General features: G+C 64.4%; 14 protein-coding genes. 9 read left to right on the top strand and 5 right to left on the bottom strand.

Features of this window, described 5'->3' with window-relative positions:
- The first annotated feature begins 222 nt into the window (after nucleotides 1-222).
- Entirely contained in the window at nucleotides 223-2,529 is a 2,307-nt protein-coding gene (locus tag DZC52_RS04055; RefSeq protein ID WP_147307601.1) for a hypothetical protein, read from the top strand.
- On the opposite strand, the gene DZC52_RS04060 is transcribed toward DZC52_RS04055, so the two are convergent.
- From DZC52_RS04060 to DZC52_RS04070, 3 genes are all read right to left on the bottom strand, one after another.
- A complete protein-coding gene (locus tag DZC52_RS04060; RefSeq protein ID WP_116649847.1) occupies nucleotides 2,526-3,299 on the bottom strand; it encodes a ferredoxin--NADP reductase in 774 nt (257 codons plus the stop codon). The genes DZC52_RS04055 and DZC52_RS04060 overlap by 4 nt on opposite strands.
- Before the next feature lie 155 nt (nucleotides 3,300-3,454).
- Nucleotides 3,455-4,783 carry a DEAD/DEAH box helicase gene (locus DZC52_RS04065; protein WP_116649848.1) on the bottom strand — a complete coding sequence of 443 codons (1,329 nt, stop codon included), beginning with the start codon at nucleotides 4,781-4,783 and terminating at the stop codon, nucleotides 3,455-3,457.
- A 267-nt stretch (nucleotides 4,784-5,050) separates the two neighbouring features.
- Nucleotides 5,051-5,464 carry a hypothetical protein gene (locus tag DZC52_RS04070; RefSeq protein WP_116649849.1) on the bottom strand — a complete coding sequence of 138 codons (414 nt, stop codon included), beginning with the start codon at nucleotides 5,462-5,464 and terminating at the stop codon, nucleotides 5,051-5,053.
- A gap of 308 nt (nucleotides 5,465-5,772) precedes the next feature.
- Between DZC52_RS04070 and DZC52_RS04075 the strand changes: the two genes are divergently transcribed.
- Nucleotides 5,773-6,258: a hypothetical protein gene (locus DZC52_RS04075; protein ID WP_116649850.1), complete on the top strand. Its 486-nt coding sequence runs from the start codon at nucleotides 5,773-5,775 to the stop codon at nucleotides 6,256-6,258.
- A gap of 24 nt (nucleotides 6,259-6,282) precedes the next feature.
- Here the strand turns inward: DZC52_RS04075 and DZC52_RS04080 are convergent, their stop codons facing one another.
- Nucleotides 6,283-8,493 (bottom strand): tetratricopeptide repeat protein, encoded by a 2,211-nt coding sequence (locus tag DZC52_RS04080; protein ID WP_116649851.1) that lies wholly within the window; start codon nucleotides 8,491-8,493, stop codon nucleotides 6,283-6,285.
- A gap of 108 nt (nucleotides 8,494-8,601) precedes the next feature.
- Nucleotides 8,602-9,246, bottom strand: a complete 645-nt coding sequence (locus DZC52_RS04085) for a thiopurine S-methyltransferase (RefSeq protein ID WP_116649852.1) — start codon at nucleotides 9,244-9,246, stop codon at nucleotides 8,602-8,604.
- A gap of 190 nt (nucleotides 9,247-9,436) precedes the next feature.
- On the opposite strand from DZC52_RS04085, the gene DZC52_RS04090 reads away from it, so the two are divergent.
- Genes DZC52_RS04090 through DZC52_RS04120 form a run of 7 tightly spaced genes read left to right on the top strand, consistent with a single transcriptional unit; the run spans nucleotide 9,437 to nucleotide 17,757 of the window.
- Complete coding sequence (locus DZC52_RS04090) at nucleotides 9,437-10,222, top strand: DUF3450 family protein (RefSeq protein WP_116649853.1); 786 nt, start codon at nucleotides 9,437-9,439, stop codon at nucleotides 10,220-10,222.
- Nucleotides 10,222-11,679 carry a MotA/TolQ/ExbB proton channel family protein gene (locus DZC52_RS04095; RefSeq protein WP_116649854.1) on the top strand — a complete coding sequence of 486 codons (1,458 nt, stop codon included), beginning with the start codon at nucleotides 10,222-10,224 and terminating at the stop codon, nucleotides 11,677-11,679. Before DZC52_RS04090 ends, DZC52_RS04095 begins: the two co-directional genes overlap by 1 nt.
- Nucleotides 11,679-12,287, top strand: coding sequence for a MotA/TolQ/ExbB proton channel family protein (locus DZC52_RS04100; RefSeq protein WP_116649855.1), 609 nt, complete (start codon nucleotides 11,679-11,681; stop codon nucleotides 12,285-12,287). The genes DZC52_RS04095 and DZC52_RS04100 overlap by 1 nt, the downstream gene beginning before the upstream one ends.
- Nucleotides 12,284-12,694 (top strand): ExbD/TolR family protein, encoded by a 411-nt coding sequence (locus tag DZC52_RS04105; protein ID WP_116649856.1) that lies wholly within the window; start codon nucleotides 12,284-12,286, stop codon nucleotides 12,692-12,694. The genes DZC52_RS04100 and DZC52_RS04105 overlap by 4 nt, the downstream gene beginning before the upstream one ends.
- A gap of 38 nt (nucleotides 12,695-12,732) precedes the next feature.
- Entirely contained in the window at nucleotides 12,733-13,365 is a 633-nt protein-coding gene (locus tag DZC52_RS04110) for an energy transducer TonB (protein ID WP_116649857.1), read from the top strand.
- A gap of 25 nt (nucleotides 13,366-13,390) precedes the next feature.
- Complete coding sequence (locus tag DZC52_RS04115; RefSeq protein ID WP_116649858.1) at nucleotides 13,391-14,578, top strand: tetratricopeptide repeat protein; 1,188 nt, start codon at nucleotides 13,391-13,393, stop codon at nucleotides 14,576-14,578.
- A gap of 26 nt (nucleotides 14,579-14,604) precedes the next feature.
- On the top strand, nucleotides 14,605-17,757 hold the full coding sequence (locus DZC52_RS04120; protein ID WP_181918764.1) for a TonB-dependent receptor: 3,153 nt from the start codon (nucleotides 14,605-14,607) through the stop codon (nucleotides 17,755-17,757).
- The last annotated feature ends 73 nt before the right edge of the window (nucleotides 17,758-17,830 follow it).

Genomic DNA, 17,830 nt, shown 5'->3' on the forward strand with positions numbered 1-17,830 from the left:
GCCGCCCGCCTGGGGCGAACGCCGTCGTTCAGTGCACGCGATCGGCGCCTGTATGACACAAGCGCCGAGCACGTTTGCCGCGACAGACTGATTCATCTGGCGGGCATCGCACCGCCCTCACGCTTCCCCTTCAAACCGGAGACGTGCCCTTCGTCCGCTCCCGTCTTCCCGGGGGAAGGCTCGGGGCCTTGATGACTCGCAGCTATGATCAGGAGCAACCAGATGAATACCGCAGGAGTGATTTCGACATCTATTGTCCGACCCGGCAAGGCTCCCGGGTGCGGACCCACCGACGATCGCAACGATCAGCGAAAGCCTCCGTTTGCCTCAAGCGCATTTTCGGCATTGCTTCTGACTCTGTTTGTGGTGAGCGGCATTGGGTCAGCGCTCGGAGGTCGGGCGAATGCGGCCGAGACCGAGGACAACGAACCGGCAGTCGCTTATCTTCGCTTCGAACCGATGATTATCTTCAACGATGGGCAGGATGAAATGAGCCTCAAGGCGCGTGTGACAGGTTCGGTCTCCAAGGTAGAGGCCCGCCAGCGCTATCACGACGGCCTGATACAAGTGGATGGTCAGGACATGGATCTCGGGGAGCGATTCGAGCTGCATCATGCTGGAGACGGTATCTATGTTCGGGACGGCATCACTTCCAATCATGTTCAATCTCGCGCTCGAGCCGACATCATCGTTACCGATGAAGAAGGCGAAGAACATGAGTTCTTCAGAACGGACAGCTGGTTCATGGTGAACGACAAGCGCACCCAGCGCCGCATTTTCGAGGTTTCCGAGGACGTGCGCATGAGCACGAACCTGATAAACATCCGAGCGGATGAGGAAATCTTCGACGTGCGCGCGTCCACCGACGAGACCGAACCACCCAATCTGGAGAGAGTCGGCCAGACGGTTTACGAGCATTTCCCGGATGACTTCGATTTTCTTGCGGTTTTCACGACCACCAACACGGGGCCTTTCAGGTTCTACGTTGACGCCAAGAACAAAATCGAGGGCATCGGAAAGCCCAACTTCGACGATGCCCATTCCTTCGGCAGTGCCGGCAGGCTGCAGGGTGTCGCCTACCTCAACACCTCGACGGGGCAGCCCCTCATTCACGAACTGACCCACAACTTCGGTGTCTTCCTCGACCCCGACCTGGGACTGGACGACGGCACGCCCCACTGGGGTGGCGTGGATATCCCGGGAACTCTGGGAGGGCTCGACTTCGAGCAACAGGGAGGCAATCAGTACAAGATAACCTGGTCACCTTTCGACGTGGAATCCGAGTCGCTGTCGATGGCGCCCATGGAGTTGTACCTGTGGGGACTTTTGCCGGCCGAAGATGTGCCCGAGACGACTGTGCTACATGGCGTTGACCCTCGAGACCAAGAGGTTGGCGACGTCGTAACGCCTGAATCGGTTTCCTCGGTAACGATGGCCGACGTTCAGGCCATCCATGGACCCAGAGTGCCGTCGCCTGCCAATGCTTCCAGCAGATTCCGAATCGCGGCCGTGGTCGTGTCGGCCGGGCGATGGGCCACGGACGCGGAAATGGCCTTCTGGAGCGGGGTCATGGAACGATTCGGGGTCGAGGAAGGGACGGCGACAGTCCTGGAACATTTCGATCAAGCGCTTGCCGACGAATTCGGCCAAGCACCCCCGACGGCTACATTCGACTACCTCACCCAGGGGCGCGGAGAAATGAACTCCACCCTCGCCGGTGAATCTCACGACCTCGCGGGCCTCACGGGCGCCTGGCACGATCCGGCCAGCTCGGGACAGGGGTTCAACCTGCAGATGGCGCCTTCCGGTCTCTTTGGCTATTACTACGGTTACAGCGATGCAGGCGAAGATTTGTGGTTGGTGCTGGACCTGCATGAACAGGCGATCGAGTTCGGCGAGCCATTCACGCTCAAGGCATTTGCCGGAACAAGCGGTGTCTTCGGGGCGCCGAATGAAGCGACGGAATGGGGCAGGGTCACCTTCGAATTCCAGTCGTGCCAGGAAGGCGAGGCCTTGCTTACCAGTCACTCCGGTGACCAGGTTCAGGAGTTCGACCTGAAGCCAATAGCGCTGGTCGATGGCGCAAGCCAGGAGGACTGCCGATTGCTTCACCGAACCGATGGCGCCGACGCAATGGTGAATCTCAACGCCGCTTGGCACGATCCCCAAACGAGCGGGCAAGGCTGGAATCTGGTGCGCACGACCGCCGGAATGTTCGGCTATTTCTATGGCTATACGGCCGACGGTGAACCGCTGTGGCTGGTCACGAAGGAAGTGATCGGCGATATCCAGTTGGGCCAGCCTGTCGAGTACACGCTGTTGACCAATACGACGGAAGCTGCGTCCTTCGAATCGCCGGCCCCATCCACCGAACTCGAGACCTGGGGCACGGCGACGCTGACCTTCGAGAACTGCCGTACCGGAACTGCTGACATGCAGGGGATCGACGGCACTCAGGTTCAGGAGCTGGAGGTGGTGGCCACCACGCTCGGACTGCCTGCCTGCCATGATCCCGGGGGCGAAGACTAGCCGACGAAAGCCCGCTCGAAGACGTAGTCGCCGGCCTGGCCGATGGACGCGCTGGCTTCGAACCCGCGCCGGTCGAGCAATTTCCGGAAGTCCTTGATCATCGCCATGCTGCCGCAGAGCATGACGCGGTCGTACTTGGGGTCCAGCGGGGGCAGGTCCAGGTCGCGGGCGAGCTGGCCGGAGTCGAGAAGATGGGTCAGCCGGCCGTTGTGAACGAATGGTTCGCGTGTCACGGCCGGGTAGTAGAGCAGGTGCCCGTTGATGGTGTCGCCGAGCAGCTCGTGGCGGGGCAGATCTTCGCTGATTGCTTCGCGGTAGGCCAGGTCGTCGATTTGCCGAACCCCGTGAGCGACGATGACGGTATCGAAGCGTTCGTAGGTCTCGGGATCCTTGATGATCGACAGGAAGGGTGCAAGCCCGGTTCCGGTGCCCATCAGGTAGAGACGCTTGCCGGGATGGAGGTCGCTTATGAGCAGCGTCCCCGTGGGCTTTTTCGACAGCAGGATCTCGTCGCCGACCTGCAAGTGCTGCAGGCGCGAAGTCAGGGGGCCGTCGGGTACCTTGATCGAGAAGAACTCGAGTTCTTCCTCCCAGGAGGCGCTGGCGAAGGAGTAGGCGCGCATCAGGGGCTTGCCGTCGATCTCCAGGCCGACCATGATGAATTGCCCGCTGTCGAAGCGAAGCCCGGGGTCGCGGGTGGTGCGAAAGCTGAACAGCCCCTCGTTCCAGTGATGCACGCTCAGCACGCGCTCTCGTCGGAATTTGTCCATGAGTCTGCAACGGATCCTCGGCGATGGAAGCGCCGCATCCTAACGCAGAAATGCGAGGAATTCTTGTTTCAGATCAAACTAATCAAAGTGCTTCAGGAGCGGTCGAACGGCTGGGCGCCCGCGGCGGGGAATGCCCCGCCACGGAAGCGCTTGATTTACGCCGCCCGGGATTGCTGAGATCGCTGGCCGCCATTCCGTCCCCGTCCGCGGCCGTTGTTGCCGCGAGCAGATTTCTGACCCCGTGGGGCGCTGTTGCCCCGACCGCCACCGCGATTGCCGCCGTTGCCACGGCCTCCGCCGCCCTTGCCGCGGCCCTGGCGGGTCGGTGTCTTGCCGGCGTCCCTTGAAAGCGGCTCGGTCGGTTCGTAACCTTCGACGCCGTAGGTGGGAATCTCGACTTTGACCAGCTTGCGGATATCCTCGAACAATCCGTGCTCGGAACCGGCCACCAGCGAGACGGCGAGGCCGTCGCGACCGGCCCGTCCGGTGCGGCCGATGCGGTGAACGTAGTCTTCGGGCACGTTGGGAATGTCGTAATTGACCACGTGCGGCAGCTGGTCGATATCCAGCCCGCGTGCGGCGATGTCGGTCGCAACGAGCACTCTGATCTTGTTCTTCTTGAACTCGCTCAATGCTTTGGTGCGGGCACCCTGGCTCTTGTTGCCGTGGATGGCCGCCGCCGGCAGTCCATCGGTCTCGAGCTGACGGGCCAGGCGGTTGGCGCCGTGCTTGGTACGGGTGAAGACCAGCACCTGCTGCCAGTTGTTCGAGCCGATCAGCCAGGACAGCACTTCCCGCTTCTTCTTCTGGTCGACGCGGAACGCCTGCTGTGCGATGGCTTCCACGGTGGAATTCGGCGGTGAAGTCTCGACACGCTCCGGATTGTTCAGATAGCTTTGGGCGAGCTGGCTGATTTCCTTCGAGAAGGTGGCCGAGAACAACAGGGTCTGCCGTTGATTAGGCAGCGACTTGACGATGCGCTCGATGGCCGGGCGAAAGCCCATGTCGAGCATGCGGTCGGCTTCGTCGAGCACCAGGAACTCGATCCTGGAGAGATCCACGGTGCCGCGCTGCATATGGTCGATGAGGCGGCCCGGCGTGGCGACGAGTACGTCGATGCCGCGCTGGAGCTTGGTGATCTGCGGGTTGATGTTGACGCCGCCGAAGATCTCCAGCGATCGCAGCTTGATGTGCCGGCTGTAGGCGCGGAGATTCTCGTTGACCTGTGCGGCCAGCTCGCGGGTGGGCGTCAGGATCAGCGCACGCGGCTGTCGCTGGTGACCGCTGCGCTCGCTCAGGCGATGCAGCAGCGGCAGCGTGAATGCGGCGGTCTTGCCGGTGCCCGTCTGGGCGCTGGCCATGACATCGCGGCCGGCCATCACGAAGGGGATGGCGCGTTCCTGGATGGGCGTGGGGGCGGTATAGCCCTGCTCGCTGACGGCACGCAGCAGTTCGGCCTTCAGGCCGAGGGAATCGAATTTCATTTTTTTGGTCCTTGAGTCGGGCCAAGGCATGCAATATCCCCGGAAGTTTCGGGGGAGGTACAAATCGGGGAGAGGCCTTGGCCGGAATCCTTTCGATTCCATCAATCCGCGAGAGGGCATCCGCTGTAACCTTTGCAGGGAAGCGCAAAGCACGAACGCCGCTGCAAGATAGCACAAGTCGAAAGCGTGCGGGGAAGTTTAGCGTGGGACCGATGTCCGTTGGGATCACGGACCGACCGTGTCGGCCGGTCCGCGCAGCCCATCAGCTTATTCGATGCGCAGGAGTTCAGCCTCGTACTCGTCGATCATGTGGGTTTCGCGCAGCTGCCGCACCTTCTCGACAATGCGCTGCACGTGGTCAAGACTCGCGCCCGGGTCGCTGTCGTCGACGGCATAGCTCAGCTTGTGGTTCGGGGTGGCCATACCGTAAGGCGGCCTGTAGCTGCACGGAGACGTCGACACGACCGTCCAGCCGCGAATGTTGACATCGTAGGCCAGAGCGTCCTGGTAGGCCTGGTTGCAAGCTGCCCAGCTTGAGTACGGGCCCACGACAAAGCCCTGTCCGCTGTCGAACCAGGCGCTGCCGTAGTAGCCGCCACCAGTGCCGCTTGGCGGCACGGCCGCCGCCATGCTGCTGGCCACGATCAGGAGAAGGGCGACAAGAATGCGATGTTTTTTCATTGTTGAACTCCACTAGTTTGAATTTCGCTTTCGGCGCTTGCCGAGACCGCCGCTTCGGCGGCCGGAGTCCACACTGCACCGAGGTTGACCATCGGACCAGCAAATAGTGGTGATCAAAGCGGGCAAGTAAGTTGTTCCCGACCGTTCCCGCGCTGTTTGGGCAAATGTAGCTTATTGATTAATAAGCTTTAATATTTATTGTTCCCAGAACGTCCCGCAATTTCTGCTGCTACCCGACCGCGCCTGGCCTAGGATTGGAGTGACTCATCAACGGAGATCCTGGTATGCATCGAGCGAAATGTCGACTGATGACAGCCGCCACCGTGCTTTCGGTCGGTATCGCAACCGGCGCATTGGCTCACAACCCTCTCGATCACCCGGACTGGTGCACGGAAAATGCGCGTCTCGTGGTGGTCGATGAGTTCGAATGGGATGGCGAAATGCTGGCGCAGGAGGTGCGCGAAGCGTCGAAAGGCAGCGACGATACCTGCAGTTCGCCGCAGTCCGGGGATACCGGCATGAAGACATGCGGCCAGTTCGACGACGATTGGGGTGCGGTCAACGCAATGGCAATCCATCACTGCGACGGTTACGCCGTTCGCTTCGTGGACGCCACGCACCCCGACCACGGTACGGTCATTCACATCGCAGAGGGGCCGGAGGCCTTCAACGACGAAGAAGGGCACCACGATCGCTATCGCGCGCGAATGGGACTGCGCGCCATGTGCGTTCGTTGCGAACCGGTCGTGCTCGAGCCGCTCAGGCCGGGCAAACCGGTCGATCCGGTACGTTGACGGGGACGGGGCGGGGCTGCGCCATCAGGCCAGCCCCAGTCTCCGTGCGTTTCGCTTGACCTTTTCTATACCGGCCTCGATGCGCCCGTCATCTTCGCCCGCACACTCCCCGAGCACGAAATAAGCGGTTCGCAGCACTTCCCGCCAGCGCGGCTGCTTCGGTAATTGCGCCAGGCTCAGGTAACGGTCCATCGCCCGCGTCCGCAGCCGACCCTCGTCGATCGTCACGCGCCAGATGCCGCTGCTTTCGGCGAGGTCGACACGCGTCTTGCCGGTCGCACGCTCCCAGGTCTCCAGGCTGCCGGCCATCAACTCGACCAGGTCCTGCCTGAATTCCCCGCGAATGTCCTGCTGCACGGGCTGCAGCTGCTCCGAGAGCAATTGCAGGTCGCCGTCGATCGAGGCCCAGCGCTGGTAGAGGTCGCCCTGAATGCCGCCTTGCTCGAGCGCGGCTTGCAGCACGCTGCCGAAGGACTGGATCCGGGAGAAGTGGCGGTTGATCAGGGGGATCAGCTCTTCGGCCGCGTGCGGATGCTGATCGGGCGTGCGGATGTTGACGACCTGGAGTTCCTCCTCGAGATTGAGCGGCTCCAGATCCAGTCGCAGTTCCGTGCCGCGGCCCGTGGTGACGGCCACGTCGCGGCGCTCCGCCTGGAGACGTTGCCAGGTGCCTTCGCCGAACAGCTGATCGAGCGTGCTGTCTTCTGGCAGGGAGTCCAGCTCCAGCAGGCGGCAGGCCGCCTGGTTGGCGAAGACGATGCGATCGTTGGCGTCCAGGCTCAGCAAGGCGTCCGTGCCAAGGTCCAGTAGCTGTTGCAGCTGTTCGCGCGATGTCCGCAAGGACCGGGCAGAGGCCTTGTGACCCTCGATCACTTGCTGGAGACGCTCGCGGCGTTCCGCCTCGCGACGATTGCGGCGCCGGTGCAGTCCGACCGCCACCAGCAGGATCGATCCCATACCGGTCGCGCCGCCTATGGCGATCAGGGCCGATCGGTTTCTCTGGTTGGCCAGTTCGAGATCCTGCATGCGGTTGTCGGCCGCAAGCCGTTCGATCTCGCGTTGCTTCTCGGAGACCTCGAAAAGCACCCGGCTGCGGTTGAGTTCGCGGTCTCGTTCCCGCTGCGCCCGGGCCAGGCTTTCCGTGTTGTATCGGCGATGCCAGGCCAGCGCCGCTTCGAGATCGCCGGTCTCTTCGTGTAAATCGGCGACCTGTTCGAGAATCTGCAGGCGGCGGTCGCCCGGCCAGGCCGATGCCTCTTCGAGAGCGCCCTCGAGCAGGGCCAGTGCCGTATCCGCTTGCCCCGATGCGGCCAGCCTTCTGGCCTGGATGGAGAACCAGCGCGGCGGGAGATCGATGCCCGAAAGCGTGGCCGTGGCGCGCGCGGTCTCGAGCCAGCGAGTCACTTCCTTCTGCCTTTCCAGCCCATCGGCAATCCCCGCCAGCTGCACGGCGGTGCGGACTTCGTCCGGCGGGCGATCCATCTTCTGAAATGTCGCATACGCTTCCCGAGCCAGTGCCATGGCTTCCTCACCCCGTTCCTGCTCGGCCAGCAGGCGGGCCAGGCTTTCGGTGCTGTGCGCCACGTGATGATGCGCATCCGCGCGCCGGTGGTGCGTGAGCGCCTGTTCGTAGAAATCCTCGGCTCGTCCGAGATCGCCGAGATCGGTCAGCAGGTCGGCAATGTTGTTGAGCGTGCTGCCGAGCTGCTCCTCTCCCAGGTTTCGCTTCATTTCCAGGCTGGTGGTATAGGCGTCGAGCGCTTCCTGGTGAGCCCCGATGTGCCGGTAGGCGTTGCCGAGATCATTGTGGCTGCGCGCGATCAGGGCGGGATCATCGTGTTGCGAGGCCAGTGCCAGCGCGCCGCGAAAGAAGGTCAGGGCGCTGGAACTGTTCCTGCGCACGTGGGCGAGGATGCCCTGTTCACGGGCAAGCCGATACTGGTTCAGCCACTGACCGGAGAACTCCGGTGTCCGCTGGATTTCGGCATGCAGTCGTTCGGCCTCGGCGTAGCGGCCCGCTTCACGCGCCAGAATGGCGAGCTGAAAGAGGGCAGTGAGTGCCGCGGAATGATCGTTGCGCTCGCGGGCCAGAGTCAGTGCGCTCCGGCAAACGGAGGCCGCCGATTCCGACTGCTGCTGACGGGCCTTGACGCAATCGCCGGCGTTCGCGGTGGGCTCGGAGCCGGAAACCGCGGAAATCAGCGCAAGAAGAAACGGGGCGAACAGGCTCGACACGGCAGGGTTGCGATGCTGGAGAGGACCCGGCGACCAGTATACGCAGGGTCGGGCACCGGGCCGCCTCGAATCCGACCGAAGGCGCCGGAACCGCGACGAGCTCCGTTTCTACACCGGGATGACGCGCCAGGCGCACTCCTGCAGGTCCGTCAGCCCTCGCTGGGCGAAGCCGGGATGATCGGCGAGCGCATCCCGGCGCTCGATCAGCTCGAAGCGGAAGCCGGGATAGTCGCCGAGTTCGTCGGCGGGCACAGAAAAAGGCGGGCCGTCCATCGAGGCCTGGTCGTATTCGAAGGTCACCAGCAATCCGCTGGCATTGTCCGCGAGAAGGCTGCCGAGGTGATCGATGTACCTGCCGCGCATTTCCTGCGGCAAGGCGACGAGGGCCGCTCGATCGTAGAACATCTGAAAGGGCTCGTCGTTCAGGTAGTCGAAGAAGTCGCCCTCGAATATCTCGACGTTGCCGGCCCGCCAGTGTTGCAGCCGGCCCGAGCGCGTGCATGTCGGTGCCTTCTTCCATTCCCGGTAGAACTCTTCGACGGCGCGACCGCTGAGTTCAACGCCGACCACGCCGTGTCCGCGCTCGGCCAGCCAGCGCAGGTCGAGGCTCTTGCCGCACAGCGGCACCATCACCCGCCCGGCCCGGCCGCCGGATATTTCATCCCAGTGACGTTTCAGTGCCCAGTGGATTTCGGATCGATGAAAGCCGATTTCGCGGCGATGCCAGCGTTCGTGCCAGAAGTGTGTCTCCATGGCCGCTTGGAACTCCCTGCAGCGATTGCGATTTGCATTGCCCGGAACGGCGTGGGCGGGATCGCGCGTGTTGATGTTTCATGACGGCCCTTGAAACACGGCCGTCACATTCGCGTCACCGACGTGCAACGAAGCGTCACTAACCTAGCCAGCAACGATCAACGCCACACACACCACGGGTGGAGCATTCATGCACAGGCGAGTTTATCAGCCTTTTCTTATGGTCGGGCTGCTGCTGTTTCCCCTGCTTCTCTCGGCCCAGTCCGGGTACGAGGGAAGGAACCTCGAAGCACTGGCCGAAGAGCTGGTGCGCATTCGCGGCGAAGTCGAGTCGCTCAACGCCGAACTCAACCGGATGCAGGAGCAGCATCGCAACGAGATGAGCTCGCTGGCGGCACAGAAGGGCGAACTCGAGGCCACGCTGCGCCGCGAGCAATTGCGCGTCGATCAGCTCGAAGAGGACCTCGCCCGCAACCGCGAGCGCGCGGAGCAGGCCGGCATCGCCGGCGAATCGCTCGTGCCGGTGGCGCAGGATGCGATCGCGTCGCTCAGGCAGCATATCCAGGGTTCCTTGCCCTTCAAGCCCCAGGAGAGACTGGCGGCTGTCGAAGAGATCGAGACGCAGCTGCAAGCCGGCTCGCTCTCGCCGCCGCGCGCGGTCAATCGCCTGTGGGGTTTCTTCGAAGACGAACTGCGCCTGACCCGGGAGAACGGCCTCTACAGCCAGGTCATCGACCTCAACGGCGAGGAAGTGTTGGCCGACGTCGCGCGCCTCGGCACGGTGGCGATGTACTTCAAGACCCGTGACGGCCACTACGGCCAGGCCGAGCAGCGAGGCGGCGACTGGCGCTTCACGCGCCTGGACGAGCGCGCTGCCATCCAGCGCGTCGACGCCCTGTTCGAATCCCTCAGAAAGCAGATCCGCACCGGCTACTTCGAACTGCCCAACGGCGCCATCCGGCTGGAGTCCGAATAATGAGCATCCGCAATTCCCACATCCTGATCCTGCTCCTGGCCGCCTGCCTGGCCCTGCCGGCGATGGCCCAGGAGGCCGAATCCGGGCAGGAAGAGGCCGCAACCGCGGAGTCGGCGCCGGCCAACACCGCCCAGGCTGAGCAGGCCGAATCCGGGCCGGAACCGGTCGCGGCGCAAGCGCCTTCGCTCGAGCAGGCCTACCAGAAGGAATTCGCGTTCCTTCAGGGTCAGAAGCGCGACCTGGCGCGTCGTATCGCGGAGTTCGAGCAAACCAGCCAGTCCGACCGCCGGGAACTGCAGTCGCAGATCCGCTCGCTCGAGCGCCGGGTGGTCGAGGCCACCAGCCGCGGCGATCGCCTCGATGAACAGGTGTTCGAGTCGGAGCGATCGGTCGAAGCCGCGCGCGACAACGTCAACCTGCTGGCCAGTACCTTCCTGCAGGCCGAAGCCACCATCGACGGCTGGGAAGCCCCCGCCCTCGAGGGTGACGAAGTGCCGCAGCCCGAAGACATCACGGCGATGTTCGCCACCGCTCTCGCCGAGCTGGATCGGCGCGGCGGCGTGCGGCGGGACAGCGGCGAATTCTTCCTCGCCGACGGTACGCGGGTGAGCGGCGACATCATTCAGGTCGGCCGCATTGCCAGCTACGGGGTGAGCGAACGCGGCGCCGGTGTGCTGGCGCCGGCCGGCGAGGGTGAACTGAAACTCTGGAACGAAGCCTCGGCCGAGGCAGCCCGTTCGATGGCCGCCGGCCAGATGGTTTCCCCGCTTCCGATCTTCATCTACGAAACGCTCAGCGCCGAAGTGGAAAAGAAGGGCGCCAAGGGCGTGTTCGAGACGATCTCGGACGGCGGCGTGATCGGCTGGATCATCTTCTTCCTGGGTTTGCTGGCCGCCGCACTGGTCATCCTGCGCGCGGTCTTCCTGGGACGGGCCGGCGCTTCGACCGGCAGGATTCTCGACGACATCTCCGGCCACGTGCGCCGGGGCGACAAGGAGGCGGCGCTTTCGGTCCTCAGGAAGCGCCAGGGCGCGACCGCCCGCGTGGTGGCCTCGGCCATCCGCAATCTCGACCGCGACCGCGAACACCTCGAGGACATCGTCTCCGAGTCGATCCTGCACGAAAGCGGGCACCTCAACCGCTTCGGCGCTTTCATCATGGTGATCGCCGCCGTCTCGCCGTTGCTGGGCCTGCTCGGCACGGTCACGGGCATGATCTCGACCTTCGACGTCATCACCGAGTTCGGCACGGGCGATCCCAAGCTGCTCTCGGGCGGCATCTCGATCGCGCTGGTCACCACCGAACTGGGCCTGATCGTGGCCATTCCCACGCTGCTGTTCGGCAACCTGCTGTCGAGCTGGGCCGAGCGCATCAAGGACGACATGGAGAAGGCCGCGCTGCGGGTGACCAACCAGTACACCGAAGCGCGCGCTGAAATGGAGCCGGGTCAGGCCTGATGCTCGGGGATCTCCTCAACGATTTCGCGACCTACTTCGAGCTGGGCGGCTACGTCATGCCGCCGCTGGTCCTGGCCACGGTCGTTCTGTGGTTCGCCATCGGCTATCGCTTCGCCGCACTCAAGCGCGGCAATGTCCGGTCGGTGCGCCGAATCATCCAGAAGCATCCGGACGGCTTCGGGCGCGAGCCGCGCGGGGTGATCGAGAAAGCGATCGAGCAGGGCATCTCGATTGGCCGTTCGGCACACGGAGACCTTCGGCGCCTGCTCGACGATGCCTTCTGGCCGATCGAGCGCGAAGTGAGCCGTTTCCACAAGCTGATCATGACGATCGTCGCGGTAGCGCCCCTGATGGGCCTGCTCGGCACGGTGGTCGGCATGATCGAAACCTTCGATTCGCTTGGCGACATGTCGCTGTTCGCCCAGTCGGGCGGGATTGCCGGCGGCATCTCCCAAGCGCTCTTCACGACTCAGATGGGCCTGGCCGTGGCCATTCCCGGTCTGATCGTCGGCGGTCTGCTCGAGCGGCGGGCGGCGGTCATCCGGCTGGAACTCGCCCAGGTCAAGGACATTCTCTGCGCACGTGCGCAGCAAGGCAGCCCGGTATGAGATATCGCGAACGCGCGAACACCGAACAGAACGTCGACATTTCGCCGCTGATCGACATGGTGTTCATCCTGCTCATCTTCTTCATGGTGTCGACGACCTTCGTCAAGGACATGAAGCTCGATCTCGACCGGCCCAGTGCCAGTTCGTCCGAGCAGGCCTCCACCAAGGCGATCCGGCTCTATATCGACAACGCCGGCGACACATTCCTCGACGGACAGCCCATCCGCGTATGGGTCATCCAGAGCAAGCTTCGCGACATGCTGCAGGGCGCGGCCTCGCAGTCGGTGCTGGTGGTGACCGACAGCAACGTGCCCGCCCGGAAACTGATTGAAGTGGTCGACCAGGCCCGCCGTTCCGGCGCGGCCGACGTCGGCGTCGCCACGGTCGAAGAAGCCGGCTCCGGCTGAACGCAAGTATTCGTGCAAGGACACGAGGAGGTAATGACATGACATCCGAATTCAAGAAGTGGACCTACGGGCTCGCCTTCATGTTCGCCGGCTCGGTGCTGATCATCGGCACGCTGCTGATGATCAACCGCCTGGCCTCCGGCCCCGATTCGCAGGAGCTGGCCAAGCAGACCAGCTTCTCGGTCGAGAAGCGGCCCGAGCCGCCGCCGCGCAAGGTCGTCAAGCAGGAACGGCCCGAACCGCGCCGCTCGCGAGACATCAACCCGCCGATGGTGGATCTCGACACCTCCCTGTCGGGCATCGACATGGGCATCCCGGGCGTGAGCGCCGACGACCTGGGCAGCCTGCGAGACGAGTTGTTGGGCGACACGCAGGACGTGGTCATGACCGACGATTCGGTCGACCAGCCGCCGCGTCCGACCCGCCAGACGCCGCTGCCGTATCCGGCCTCGGCCCGCAAGCAGGGCGTGGAGGGCTACGTGGTGCTTTCGCTGTTGATCAGCGCCGCCGGCGAGATCGAGAAGGTGCAGGTGCTCGAATCGAATCCGGTCGGCCTGTTCGAGGACGCCGCGGTGCAGGGCGTGCAGAACTGGCGTTTCGATCCGGCGCAATACCAGGGCCGCAACGTGCGCGTCTGGGCCAAGCAGCGCATTCGCTTCGACCTCAGCTAGGCGCCGGCAGGAGAGACGGGATTCCATGAGGCCTTACCTGACAACCTGGCTGCTGCTGCTCGCGCTGCTGTCGGCACCCGCCGCAGCCCAGGAAGAGGCGGCATCTTCGCCGGACGAGGAGGTCGATCGCCTGTCGCTGGCGGCGCTGCTTATCGGCGACGGCAATTATGACCGGGCCCGTGGCGTCCTCGCCGCGGTCGATTTCGACAATCCCGAAATCGATCGGGTTCGGTATCACAGCCTGGACGGCCTGGTGGCCCTGAACCTCGACGAGCTTGCCCGGGCCGAGTCGGCCTTCGAGCGGGCCATCGAGGCCGGGGGCGAAGCCGAAGCCGAAGCCCCGGCCGCCGACGTGGTCTGGCTCTACCTGGCCCAGGCGCGTTTCGGCCAGGAAGACTACGCCGGCACGCTCGACGCCCTCGACGGCGCCAATCCCGAAACCACGGAATTGCCCTCGGTCTACCTGATGCGCGCCCAGTCGCACTGGCAGATGGAGGACCTGGACGCCGCCTGGCGAGTCCTGACGCGCGGCGCCGGACGCTTTCCCGACCGTGCGGGGGACTTCACGCGCCAGCAGGTCTTCCTCCTGGTCGAGCAGGGGCTCTACCAGGAAGCCGCCGATCTGGGGCAGCGCTTCATGGCCCGGGGCAAGGCGACCGTCAGCGATGCCCTGGCCATCGGCAATGCCCTGCGCGAGGCCGGCGAAACCGACCAGGCCCTGCGCATCCTCGAAGCCGCCCGCCTGGAAGACAGCGACAACGTGCGCCTGGCGCGCGTCCTGGCCCAGACCTGGCTCGACCGCGAACAGGTTCTGCCGGCGGCCGACATCCTGCACGAAGCCGCCCGACTCGATCCGGAACTGATGGCCGAAGCCGCCGAACTCTATCGTCGCGCCGGCTGGCTGATGCAGGCGCTCACCCTCAATGCGCAGGTCATCGACCAGGCAAAGAAGCTCAAGCAGCGCCTGGCGATCTTCATCGAGCTCGGCCGGTTCGACCAGGCCGCCGGCATGGAGCCCGACCTGGTGCGAACGGGCCTGCTGTCGGAAGAGGACATCCGCTACGCGCTGGCCTATGCCCTGTTCAAGACCGGCCGCTACGAGCAGGCCGAGTCCCACCTGAGCCTGCTGACGCGCAACGACCTGTTCCGCAAGGCCAACGAGCTCCGGCGGGCCATGGAGCAGTGCCGCGACGAGCCGTGGCTCTGCACCTGAACCGCAACATGTTTCCGAGGTATCCGATGACGACGCTGTCCGCCCGGCGGTTTCCGGCCGTCCTTCTCGCAACGCTCCTGTTCGTATTCGGCGCGGTGCCCGCCGCGGCCCAGGACGAAGGCCCGGCCGACATCAGCGTGCTCGTCTTCGAGCAGGGCCGGCCCGTGCCCGGGCTTCGCGTGGAAATCGGTGATGCCTCGGGCACGACCGATGCCGACGGCGCCTGGCGCGGCAAAGTCGAGCCGGGCCGTACGCGACTGGCCGTCTACGAACATGCACTGGCCCTGGCGGCGCTGCCCGTTGAGCTTCACGAAGGGGAAGTCGCGCAGTACATCATCACGCTCACCGGGCCCGATCGAAAGGCCCTGGTCAGTATCGAGAGTTCGCACGAAGGTGTCCGGCAGCCGATGCCCCGGGCGGCGGGCGACGCTTCCGTGGGAGAGCAGGGCAGCGGCGTGCTCGTCGGGCGGGTCGTGTCGACCGAGGACGGTTCGCCGGTCACCGGCGCCCGGGTCTTCGTCAGCGGCACGCCTGTTGAAGCGCGCACCGACGAAGACGGGCGCTTCCGGGTGGAAGTGCCGACCGGCCGGTACGCCGTCTCCGTACTGCACAGCGAGTTCGCCACGCGCACCGTCGACGACGTGCCCATCCAGGAAGACAGCCAGACCGAACGGAACTTCGAGCTGCCGCCCGCCGGGCTGGAGCTGGCCGAATACGTGGTCGTCGAACCCTACATCCAGGGCAGCGTGACTTCGGTGATCGCCGAGCAGCGCGACACCGCCGGTGTGGCCAACATCATCGGCACCGAGCAGTTCTCCCGCGCCGGCGACGGCGACGCCGGCAGCGCGCTGGCCCGCGTGACCGGGCTGACCCTGGTCGGCGGCGAGTTCATCTACGTGCGCGGGCTGGGCGAGCGCTATTCGAGTACCCTGCTCAACGGCGCCAACGTGCCCAGCCCGGATCCGACGCGAAAGGTCGTGCCCCTGGACCTGTTTCCCACCGGCGTGATCGAGTCCATTCGCGTGCAGAAGAGCTACTCGCCCGAGATGCCGGGCGACTTCGGCGGTGGCGTGGTCGAGATCCGCACCCGGGGCATTCCGGAAGAAGACTTCCTCGAAATGAGTCTCTCCGTGGGCGGGCGTCAGGGCACGACCTTCAAGGATGGCCTGACCTACGAAGGCGGCGACCGCGACTTCCTGGGCATGGACGACGGCACGCGTGAGCTGCCCGGTCCGATCGCCGAGGTGATCGCCGATGGCGGCACGATCACCGAGCAGAACATCGTCAACCCCGACGGCCTGACGCCCGAAGAGATCGAGGCGCTCGGGGAGTCCTTCCCGGTCATCTACGATGTGGATCGCCGCAAGGTCGGCCCCGATCTGGGGTTCTCGATCGAAGGCGGCAAGCTGTTCGAGTTCAGCGACGACTGGACCGCCGGCGTCACGACGGCCGTGATGTGGTCGGATTCCTACCAGGCGCGCACGGAGCAGCGCCAGAGTTTCATTCCGCTGGGCGACGGCAGCCTGCGGCCCAACGACGACTACGAGATCGAGCGCTCCACCCGCGACATCGAGCTCAGCGGTTTCCTGACCGCGGGGCTCCAGTACACCGAGAACCACCGCATCAACCTGACCTCGATGCTGCTGCGCCAGACGCAGGACGAAACCTTCATCCAGGAGGGTTACAACCTGGACGAAGACGGCATCGTGCGCTTCACCGAGATGGAGTGGGAAGAACGCGAACTGCTCTCCCACCAGCTCCGCGGCGAGCACACCTTCGGCTTCCTGGGGGACACGCTCCTGGAATGGGACTACGCCGAGTCGCGCGCGCGCCGCGACGTGCCCGACCAGCGCCGTTACCGATACGATCCCGACAGCGAGTCGGACTTCATCTTCTCGCGGCGCTCAGACAACATCGTGCGACGCTTCTCCTACCTGGTCGACGACGCCACCGACTACGGTCTCGACCTGAAGGTGCCGTTCGGGAAGGGCTGGTTCAGCGGCAACGTCAGCGTCGGCGGTCGTCGCCTGGACAAGTCGCGCGATTCGAGCATTCGCCGCTTCCAGTTCGATGGCGTCAACCGGATTCCCTTCGACGTGCGCCGCAACCTGAACCCGGAAGAATTCTTCAACCCCGAGTTCATCGGCCCGGACGGTATCGAGATCAAGGACTCCACGCGCGAGACCGACAACTACACCGCGCAGCTCGAAGTCGACGCGCGCTATGCCAACCTCGACATGACCTTCTTCGAGCGGCTGCGTCTGACCGCCGGCATGCGCGTGGAGGACTGGTCCCAGAACGTCACCACCTTCCAGCTGCTCAATCCGCAGGCCACTCCCGTGGTCGCGGACCTGTCCGCCGAAGACCGCCTGCCGGCCTTCTCCGCGACCTGGTATCTGACGGAAAACCAGCAGATCCGGGCCAGCTACGCCGAGACCATCGTGCGGCCCGACTTCAAGGAGCTCTCGCCTGCGCCGTTCACCGACCCGGTCCTCAACCGCGAGGTCATCGGCAACGCCGAGCTGGTGCCGTCGGACATCGAGCACATGGACCTGCGCTGGGAGTACTACCCCGAGCCTTCCGAGCTCATCTCGGTCGGACTGTTCTACAAGTCGATCGTCAATCCCATCGAGGTGACCGTCGAAGCCGGTGTGGAACAAAGGCTCACCTACGCCAATGCCGACGAGGCCGAAAACTACGGCGTGGAGCTCGAGTGGCGCAAGAGCCTCGGCTTCTTCGGCGACTTTCTGGGTATCGAATCGGTCTGGGACCGGCTCTACGTGGCCGGCAACTACTCCTGGATCGAATCGGAGATCTTCATCGATGATCTCGGCATCCTGACCAACGAAACCCGACCGCTTCAGGGCCAGTCGCCCTACGTGGCCAACCTACAGATCGGCTACGACGACGAGGAACGCGACTTCTCCGCGACGATGCTGTTCAACATGGTGGGCGAGCGCATCGTCGAGGTCGGCGTGCTCGGCGCGCCCGACAAGAAGGAACAACCCACGCCGGATCTCGACCTGGTCTTCCGGTGGCGCATGTTCGACCTGTTCGACTTCAAGGCGGAGTTCGGCAACCTGCTCGATTCCGAGTTCGAAGTGCGCCAGGGCGAGGAAATCACCCAGCGCTACAAGCGCGGCCGGGAATTCAGCCTGGGTGTGAGCTGGTCGTACTGATCGACTTGCACATCGCTGTCAAGAATCGGTCACCTTCGAGTCACGGGACTGACATTGATCCCCCCTAGGCTGA

It is taken from the genome of Wenzhouxiangella sediminis (assembly GCF_003410055.1).
GTDB lineage: Bacteria > Pseudomonadota > Gammaproteobacteria > Xanthomonadales > Wenzhouxiangellaceae > Wenzhouxiangella > Wenzhouxiangella sediminis.